Consider the following 8903-nt stretch of genomic DNA (forward strand, 5'->3'; position numbering starts at 1 on the left):
AACCGATGGCCAGCCTTCCTTCCCCCCGCGACCCGCTCATCGACACCCGCCTTCAGGCCATGCTGAACCAACGCGGCAAGGAACTGGTCGGGCTGTGCCTGATTGGCGTCGGGTTGGTGCTGGCCCTGATCCTCGGCACCTATTCGGCCGAGGACCCCACCTGGATGGCCGCCACCGACGCGCCCGTGCACAATGCGCTGGGCCGGGCGGGTGCCGCCATCGCCTCGCCGCTGACGACGATCCTGGGCCGCGGCGCCTGGGGCCTGCCACTGTCCTTCTGCATCTGGGGTCTGCGTCTGGTGATCCATCAGGGCGAGGACCTCGTGCTTGGCCGCTCGTTCTTTGCGCCGCTGGCCGTGGCGCTGGGCGCGGTGTGGCAAAGCTCGCTGGTGCCGGGCGCCGGCTGGGCGCTGCCCTTCGGTCTGGGCGGCATGTTCGGCGACACCGTCTTCGCGGCGGTGATGACCGCGTTGCCGATGACCTCGTTCGTGGCCAATGTGATGACCCTGCTGACCTTCGGCGGGGCGGTCGCGCTGTACCTCTACATCCTCGGCTGCACCCTGCCCGAGCTGCGTCGGATCGGCCTGTTCCTCGTCTCGGGGCTGGTGCTGACCTATGCTGGCGCGTTGTCCTTGCTGGGCTTTTCGGCCCGTGGAATGGGGGGCTTGGCCGTCCGCGGTCACGACCAATGGCAGCACCGCCGCGAGGCCAAGGCACAAGCCCGCGCCGCCGCCGATCAGGCCCTGACCCAGCATCAGCCGTGGGAAGAGCCCGCCGCGCCGGTCTGGCGTCAACCCGAACCGGATCACCTGATCGACCGTTACGATCACGCGCCGCATCCCGCCGCGCAGCCGCAGTCTCATGCGGCTCCGCGGGCTGAGCGCGCTCCGGCGCCGCGCGGCGCGCACCGCCCGGCGATGCAGGACCCCTATGGCGACCCCTACGCGGATCCCTATGCCGACCCGCGTCAGGACCAGCGCCACGACTCCCGCATGGCACCGGCCCGCGCGCCGCAGCCTGCGCAGCCGGCCCAAGGCTGGTCGAACCCCGAGGCTCCGGTCGAGCGTCAGGGTGTTCTGGGCCGCGTCGCCGCTCTGGGTCGTCGACCCGAGCCGCAGCCCGAGCCGGAACCGGTCTGGTCGATGCCGGAAAGCGAGTTGGTCGAGCGCGAGCCGATGCTCGAGGCATCGCAGGCGCCCAGTCAAGAGGGCCTCCGCGCCCGGATCGCCGAGCTGATGAACGGCCGCTCGCGCGCGAAGCCGGTGCTGCGCTTCAACCCTGACCAGTACCCCAGCCGCGCGCCGAAGGCCGAGCCTCAGGTCTCGGGTGGCCGCCGTGAGCCCACGATGACCGCCGGCGCGCCGATGGTCCCGCATCCCGATGCCGCGCCCGTGGCCGCCCCGATGCCCTATCCCGCGCCGCAGCCGGCGCCACAGGCTGCTGCTCCGGTCCCGCCGGCGCAGGGCTATTCCTTCAGCCACGCCTATGATTACCAGCCGGTGCCGCCGGGCTATCCGGGCGCCACTGCGCCGGGCTATGCCCCGGGCCCGCAGGCCGCTCCGCAGCCCATGGCGCGCCAGCAGCCGGCCTATGAGGCGCCGCTGCTCGAGGATGACGAGGACGATCTCTACGATCCGGGGTACGAGTCGCGCTACGAGGCCCCTGCGCCTCGCGCCCAAGCCCCTGCACCCGAGCCGCGCCGCGCCCAGCCGCAACCGGCCGCACGCGCGCCCCAGCCTTCGCGTCAGGCGCGGGCCGAGGCCCAGCCGTCTCTGGCGCTGGAGCCTGCCGGCGACGATGGGTTCGAACTGCCGCCGCTGGCGTTGCTGCGCGATCCTGCGTTGGAAAAGCGCCGGGTGATCTCGCATGACGCGCTCGACCAGAATGCGCGGATGCTGGAAAGCGTCCTCGACGATTACGGCGTGCGTGGCGATATCATCAGCTACAAGCCGGGCCCCGTGGTCACGATGTACGAGCTGGAGCCGGCGCCGGGTCTCAAGGCCAGCCGCGTGATCGGCCTGTCCGATGACATCGCGCGGTCGATGTCGGCGCTGTCGGCGCGTGTGTCGACGGTGCCGGGGCGTTCGGTCATCGGTATCGAATTGCCGAACGCCGACCGTCACACCGTGGTGCTGCGCGAGATCCTCGCCACCCGTGATTTCGGCGACAGCACGATGCGTCTGCCGTTGGCTCTGGGCAAGGATATCGGCGGCGAGCCGGTCGTGGCGAACCTCGCCAAGATGCCTCACCTGCTGATCGCTGGTACGACGGGTTCGGGTAAGTCGGTGGCGATCAACACGATGATCCTGTCGCTGCTCTACAAGCTGACGCCGGCCGAGTGCCGTCTGATCATGATCGACCCGAAGATGCTGGAACTCAGCGTCTATGACGGTATTCCGCACCTTCTCAGCCCCGTGGTGACCGACCCGAAGAAGGCGGTCGTGGCCCTGAAATGGGTCGTGGGCGAGATGGAGGAGCGTTATCGCAAGATGTCCAAGATGGGCGTCCGGAACATCGAGGGCTACAACGGCCGCGTCCGCGAGGCACAGGCCAAGGGCGAGATGTTCAAGCGCACGGTGCAGACGGGCTTTGACGACGAGACCGGCGATCCGGTCTTCGAGACCGAAGAATTCGCGCCCGAGATCCTGCCCTTCATCGTCGTCATCGTCGACGAGATGGCCGACCTGATGATGGTCGCCGGCAAGGAGATCGAGGCCTGCATCCAGCGACTGGCGCAGATGGCGCGGGCCTCGGGCATCCACTTGATCATGGCGACGCAGCGGCCCTCGGTCGATGTGATCACCGGCACGATCAAGGCGAACTTCCCGACCCGGATTTCGTTCCAGGTGACCTCGAAGATCGACAGCCGCACCATTCTGGGCGAGCAGGGGGCCGAGCAGCTTCTGGGCATGGGTGACATGCTCTACATGGCGGGCGGTGCGAAGATCACCCGCGTGCATGGGCCGTTCTGCTCGGACAGCGAGGTCGAGGAAGTCGTCGCGCATCTCAAGAGCTTTGGCCCGCCCGATTATGTCGGCGGCGTGGTCGAGGGGCCTGAAGGGGATCGCGAGGCGGATATCGACGCGGTTCTGGGCCTCGGTGGCGGCGATTCCGGCGGCGAAGATGCGCTCTACGATCAGGCCGTCGCGATTGTCGCGCGGGATCGGAAATGCTCGACCTCCTATATCCAGCGCAAGCTGGGGATCGGCTATAACAAGGCCGCGCGTCTGGTTGAGCAGATGGAAAGCGAGGGCGTCGTGTCGACCGCGAACCATGTCGGCAAGCGCGAGATCCTGGTGCCCGAGAGCCACTGAGCTGTCGCGGGTTGGCGAGGGAGGGAGCGGCCGAAGCTTGCTCCCGCCCACCCACCCCGCGCGCTTCGGCCGCTCCGCTTTGGTGCCGACGTTTGTGTCGGGTGGACAATGTCGCGGAGTATTTGCGGCAGAGTGAGGATGCTGGCCGCGCTGAAGTGAGTATTTGAGACAAGGTGATGGGGGATAAGTCGCCCCATCGGCCTTGCCTGGTTATCATCTTCGTTCTGAAAATATCCTCGGGGGTGAGGGGCGCCCGGAAGGGGCGCCAGTGGCGCGCCTTCAGCCCCGAACGCCCGGAGCGCAAGCGGAGGGCCGGAAGAGGCCGTAGGCCGAGGGGGCAGACAGCCCCCTTCCTTGCGGCGAGCGAAGCGAGCCGCCCGGTCGCGCGAGACCTGCGTGGCGGAGCCATGCCGGGCGAGGGCGAAACCTCTCAGCCGTGCGGCCCGGGCGCGTTACTCCGCCGCCACCTTCTGCGCCTGAACCAGTCCGACGATATCCATCATGATGCGGTTCAGTTCGAAATCCTTCGGCGTATAGACCGCCGCGACCCCCATGGCGCGCAGCTGGGCCGCGTCTTCCTCAGGGATGATGCCGCCGACGACGACCGGCACCTCGGCCAGCCCCGCTGCGCGCATTCGCTCCATCAGCTCCTCGACCAGCGGCACATGGCTGCCCGAGAGGATCGACAGGCCCACCACATGCGCTTCCTGCTCCTGTGCGGCGGTGACGATTTCGGCGGGGGTCAGGCGGATGCCTTCGTAATGGATGTCCATCCCGCAATCGCGGGCGCGGGCGGCGATCTGTTCGGCGCCGTTGGAATGGCCGTCGAGCCCCGGCTTGCCGACCACGAATTTCAGCTTCCGCCCGAGGGTCGAGCTGACCGCATCCACGGCGGCGCGGATCTCCTCCAGCCCCTCGGTGCGGTTCGAGGGGTTGCGCGACACGCCGGTCGGGGCGCGGTATTCGCCAAAGGCCTTGCGCACCACGAGACCCCATTCGCCGGTCGTCGCACCCGCCTTCGCGGCCTTGATCGAGGCGGGCATGACATTGGCACCCGACAAAGCCGCTTCGCGCAGCTCCGCCAACGCTGCCTGCACGGCGGCCTCGTCGCGGGCCCCGCGCCAGGCCTCCAGCCGGGCGATTTGGTCGGCCTCGGCATCGGCATCCGCCACCATGATCGCGCCGTCGCCGGTGGTCAGGGGCGAGGGCTCGGTCGTGGTGAACTTGTTCACGCCGACGACGGTCGTCTCACCTTGCTCGATCCGGCCGATGCGCTCGGCATTGGCCTCGACCAGACGGCCCTTCATGTATTCGATCGCCTGCACCGCGCCGCCCATGTCGTCGATCAGCGCCAGTTCCGCGCGCGCGCCGTCCTTGAGCGCCTGCACCTTGGCATCGACCACCGGGTTGCCATCAAACAGATCGCCGTATTCCAAGAGATCCGTCTCGAAGGCGAGGATCTGCTGCATCCGCAGCGACCATTGCTGGTCCCATTTGCGCGGCAGGCCGAGCGCCTCGTTCCACGCGGGCAGCTGCACGGCGCGGGCGCGGGCGTTCTTCGACAGCGTCACTGCCAGCGCCTCGATCAGGATGCGGTAGACGTTGTTTTCCGGCTGCTGCTCGGTCAGGCCCAGCGAGTTCACCTGCACGCCGTAGCGGAAGCGGCGATAGCGCGCGTCTTCGACGCCGTAACGCTCGAGGCACAGCTCATCCCAGAGCTCGGTGAAGGCGCGCATCTTGCACATCTCGGTGACAAAGCGGATGCCGGCGTTCACGAAGAACGAGATCCGCCCGACCATCGCGCCGAAATGCTCGGCCGGCACCTTGCTTTTCAGATCGTCCAGCACCGCGCAGGCCGTCGCCAGCGCGAAGGCCAGTTCCTGTTCGGGCGTCGCACCGGCCTCCTGCAGATGGTAGGAACAGACGTTCATCGGGTTCCATTTCGGCAGATGCTCGCGCGTATAGGCGGCGACATCGGTGATCATCCGCAGGGACGGCTTAGGCGGGCAGATATAGGTCCCGCGCGACAGGTACTCCTTGATGATGTCGTTCTGCACCGTGCCTTGCAGCTGCGAGACATCGGCGCCCTGTTCCTCGGCCACGGCGATATAGAGTGACAGCAGCCAGGGCGCCGTTGCGTTGATCGTCATCGAGGTGTTCATCTGCTCGAGCGGGATCTGATCGAACAATGCGCGCATATCGCCGAGATGGCTGACGGGCACGCCGACCTTGCCGACCTCGCCGCGCGAGAGCTCATGGTCGCTGTCATAGCCCGTCTGCGTCGGCAGGTCGAAAGCGACCGAGAGACCAGTCTGACCCTTGGACAGGTTGGTGCGATAAAGCTCGTTCGAGGCCTTGGCCGTCGAATGGCCGGCATAGGTGCGGAACAGCCAGGGCTTGTCTTTCTTCGTCACGTCCGTGGTCATCTCGCCTCCGATAATCTCGGGCTGCTTCGCAGTCGCAGCGCAATAATCTTTCACCAACGGAATAGGGTGGGGAAAGATAATGTCAACACGAAATCGCCGCGACGCGGCGTGAGCGCCCGCCTGGGGCGCCCTTGCCTGGCCGCGGCTGAGTATTTCCGCAGAGTGAAACGCAAAAGAGGCGCCCGAACCGCGCCCCTTTCACTTTGTCCCAAATACTCGCCGGGGGTCCGGGGGTGGCAAACCCCCGGGGCTTGTCATCCCGCGGGCCCGCCGTGGCAAACCGGGCAATCAGCGCGCGGTTTCAGGCCGATCCGCCGGGTCTCGGCATAGAGCCCGTCATAGATCAGCATCGCACCCCTGAGGCTCTCGCCTGCGCCAGTGATCAGCTTCACCGCCTCCATCGCCATCATTGCCCCCAACACGCCCGGCAGGGGCGCGATCACCCCCGCCTCGGCGCAGCTGGGCACGAGGCCGGGGGCCGGGCGCTCGGGGAAGACGCATTCGTAGCAGGGCCCGCCGCGCGCCGGGTCGTAGACCGAGATCTGGCCCTCCCATTGCGTGATCGCGGCGGCGACGAGCGCCTTGCCCAACCGGGCGGCGACACGGTTCGCCATATAGCGCGTGTCGAAATTGTCGGTGCCGTCGAGGATCAGGTCATACTCGGCGAACAGCGCCTCGGCGGCGGTTTCGTCCAGCCGGCGGTGATAGGGCTTCACCGTGATGAAGGGGTTCAGCGCCTCCATCTGCTCCTGCGCCGAGAAGACCTTGGGCATGCCGACGGTCAGGTCGCTGTGGATGATCTGCCGCTGCAGGTTCGAGCTTTCGACCGAATCGTCATCGACCACGCCAATCGTCCCCACCCCGGCAGCGGCGAGATACAGCAGCGCCGGCGCGCCGAGGCCACCGGCGCCGATCACCAGCACCTTCGCCTCCTTCAGCCGGCGCTGGCCGGGGCCGCCGACCTCGCGCAGCATCATGTGGCGGGCGTAGCGGTTGAGCTCGGCCTCGGAAAACAGGGGCTTCTTGGTCTCGGGCATGGTCTCGGCCTCGCGGATCGCCGCGCGCTTGCGCAGGGCCTTCAACATCGCCCGGTAGCCGAAGACGGCAAGGGCGAGGAGCGCGAGCACCAGCCAAGGCCGCACGTCGCCCCCGGTCGCGGCGCGAAAGGGCGCGCCTTCCGGCAGCACCAGATGCGCCACGACCATCGCCAGCCAGATCAGCCCCAACCCTGCAAGCCGAAGGCGCATCGGCACGCCGAAGACCCAGCCGAGCGCGGTCAGCACCGCCGCCAAGACCAGGATCGTCAGCATCAGCCGCGCCCCGTCGAGCCGAAGCCGCCCGTGCCGCGTTGCGTCTCGCCCAGCGTCTCAGTGAGCAGGAAGCGGCCCTGCACCACCGGCGCCACGACCATCTGCGCGATCCGCTCGCCATGCTGGATCGTGTAGGGCGTGTCCGAGAGGTTGATCAGCGGCACGCCGACCGGCCCGCGGTAATCGCTGTCGATGGTGCCCGGGGTGTTGGGCAGGGTGATCCCATGCTTCAGCGAGAGCCCCGAGCGTGGTCGAACCTGCACCTCGAAGCCCTGCGGGATCTCGATCACCAGCCCGGTCGGGATCAACGCGCGGTGCCAGGGATCGAGGGTGAAGCCGGTCTCGCGGTCCTCGGGGCGCAGATTCGCGCGGATATCGGCGCCGGCGGAACCCGGGGTCTCATAGGCGGGCAGGGCGATGGCGGCATCGGCCCAATCCTCGCGCCGGACCTTGATCAGGACGCTCATGCAGTCTCTCCGGTCAGTTCAGTGGCAATGCGGGCGGCGAGGCGGCGGGCGACCTCGTCCTTGGGGAGGCGGGGCCAATCCTCGACCGAGGTCTCGGTGATCAGATGAACCGCATTCTCGGCGCCGCCCATGATGCCGGTCGCGGGCGAGACGTCATTGGCGACGATCCAGTCGCAGCCCTTGCGCGCGCGCTTGGCCTGGGCGTGTTCGATGACCTTCTCGGTCTCGGCGGCGAAGCCGACCACAAGGGCGGGGCGCTGCGCATGGCGGCTGATGGTGGCGAGGATGTCGGGATTCTCGGCGAATTCCAGCACCGGCAGCGGCTGGCCCGCCTGCTTCTTCATCTTCTGCCCGGCCTCGTTCTTCACCCGCCAATCGGCGACGGCGGCGGCGAAGACGGCGGCATCCATCGGCAAGGCGGCCTCGACCGCCTCCAGCATCTCGCGCGCCGATTCGATCTTCACCACCCGGACGCCCGGCGGGGGTGGCGTGGTGGCGGGGCCGGTGACGAAGGTGACCGCGGCGCCGAGGTCGCGCAGGGCGGCGGCCAGCGCGGTGCCCTGCTGGCCCGAGGAGCGGTTGGCGATATAGCGCACGGGGTCGATGGGCTCATGCGTCGGGCCCGATGTGACGAGGATCCGCTTACCCTTGAGCGGCCCGTCCGAGAGCGCGGCCTCGATGGCAGTGAGGATTGCGCGCGGCTCGGCCATGCGGCCCGGGCCATGCTCGCCACAGGCCATGTCGCCATGGTCGGGGCCGATTGTCAGGATGCCGTCGCCCTGAAGGGTCTTCAGGTTCCGCTGGGTGGCGGGGTGCTCCCACATCCGGACATTCATCGCGGGGGCGATCAGCACGCGCTTGTCGGTGGCCATCAGCAGGGTCGAGGCGAGGTCATCGGCATGGCCCTGCGCCATCTTCGCCATGAGGTCGGCTGTGGCCGGTGCGACGACGACCAGATCCGCCGCGCGCGAGAGCTGGATATGGCCCATCTCGGCCTCGGCGGTGAGGTCGAACAGGTCCTGATGCAGGGGCTCGCCGGCAAGGGCTGCGACGGAGAGGGGGGTGACGAATTCCGCGCCGGCGCTTGTCAGGACCGGGCTGACCGAGGCGCCCGCGCCCTTCAGAAGGCGGATCAGTTCCAGTGACTTGTAGGCCGCGATGCCGCCGCCGATGATCAGAAGGATGCGTTTTCCGGCCAGCATCGACACCTCCGTGGCTTTGCCTTGGTGTAGGGGCGGGGCAAGGCGATGGCAAGTTTGCGCGGAATGGTGACTGTCCCTTCTTACCATCTGAGCTTGCGCACTAGAGGCTAGTGTAGCCCCCGCGCGGTGCCCTCTACTTCGAACAAAACGGCGTCCCTCCTCTGGCTTATCTCGCTCGCTAGTG

5 protein-coding genes are annotated in these 8903 nt (G+C 67.9%); 1 reads left to right on the top strand and 4 read right to left on the bottom strand.

The genetic code is table 11. The features are described from left to right. Nucleotides 1-5 precede the first annotated feature (5 nt). A complete protein-coding gene (locus BCY78_RS23100; RefSeq protein WP_068306543.1) occupies nt 6-3314 on the top strand; it encodes a DNA translocase FtsK 4TM domain-containing protein in 3309 nt (1102 codons plus the stop codon). Nucleotides 3315-3766: 452 nt separating this feature from the next. Here the strand turns inward: BCY78_RS23100 and BCY78_RS23105 are convergent, their stop codons facing one another. The 4 genes from BCY78_RS23105 to coaBC all read right to left on the bottom strand — a co-directional run bounded on the left by BCY78_RS23105 (nt 3767) and on the right by coaBC (nt 8719). Then, nucleotides 3767-5728, bottom strand: coding sequence for a protein meaA (locus tag BCY78_RS23105; protein WP_068306552.1), 1962 nt, complete (start codon nt 5726-5728; stop codon nt 3767-3769). 266 nt (nt 5729-5994) lie between these two features. Continuing rightward, complete coding sequence (locus tag BCY78_RS23110) at nt 5995-7050, bottom strand: HesA/MoeB/ThiF family protein (protein ID WP_068306545.1); 1056 nt, start codon at nt 7048-7050, stop codon at nt 5995-5997. Then, a complete protein-coding gene (dut, locus tag BCY78_RS23115; RefSeq protein ID WP_068306547.1) occupies nt 7050-7517 on the bottom strand; it encodes a dUTP diphosphatase in 468 nt (155 codons plus the stop codon). Before dut ends, BCY78_RS23110 begins: the two co-directional genes overlap by 1 nt. Continuing rightward, nucleotides 7514-8719 (bottom strand): bifunctional phosphopantothenoylcysteine decarboxylase/phosphopantothenate--cysteine ligase CoaBC, encoded by a 1206-nt coding sequence (gene coaBC / locus BCY78_RS23120; RefSeq protein ID WP_068306548.1) that lies wholly within the window; start codon nt 8717-8719, stop codon nt 7514-7516. Before coaBC ends, dut begins: the two co-directional genes overlap by 4 nt. Nucleotides 8720-8903: the final 184 nt, after the last annotated feature.

This window comes from Pararhodobacter sp. CCB-MM2 (assembly GCF_001691415.1).
In the GTDB taxonomy this organism is placed as follows: Bacteria; Pseudomonadota; Alphaproteobacteria; order Rhodobacterales; family Rhodobacteraceae; genus Pararhodobacter.

Bases quoted from the DNA above. Each gene is read 5' to 3' on its own strand.
- BCY78_RS23100 (WP_068306543.1), top strand. From the start codon at position 6: ATGGCCAGCCTTCCTTCCCCCCGCGACCCGCTCATCGACACCCGCCTT.
- BCY78_RS23110 (WP_068306545.1), bottom strand. From the start codon at position 7,050: ATGCTGACGATCCTGGTCTTGGCGGCGGTGCTGACCGCGCTCGGCTGG.
- dut (WP_068306547.1), bottom strand. From the start codon at position 7,517: ATGAGCGTCCTGATCAAGGTCCGGCGCGAGGATTGGGCCGATGCCGCC.
- coaBC (WP_068306548.1), bottom strand. From the start codon at position 8,719: ATGCTGGCCGGAAAACGCATCCTTCTGATCATCGGCGGCGGCATCGCG.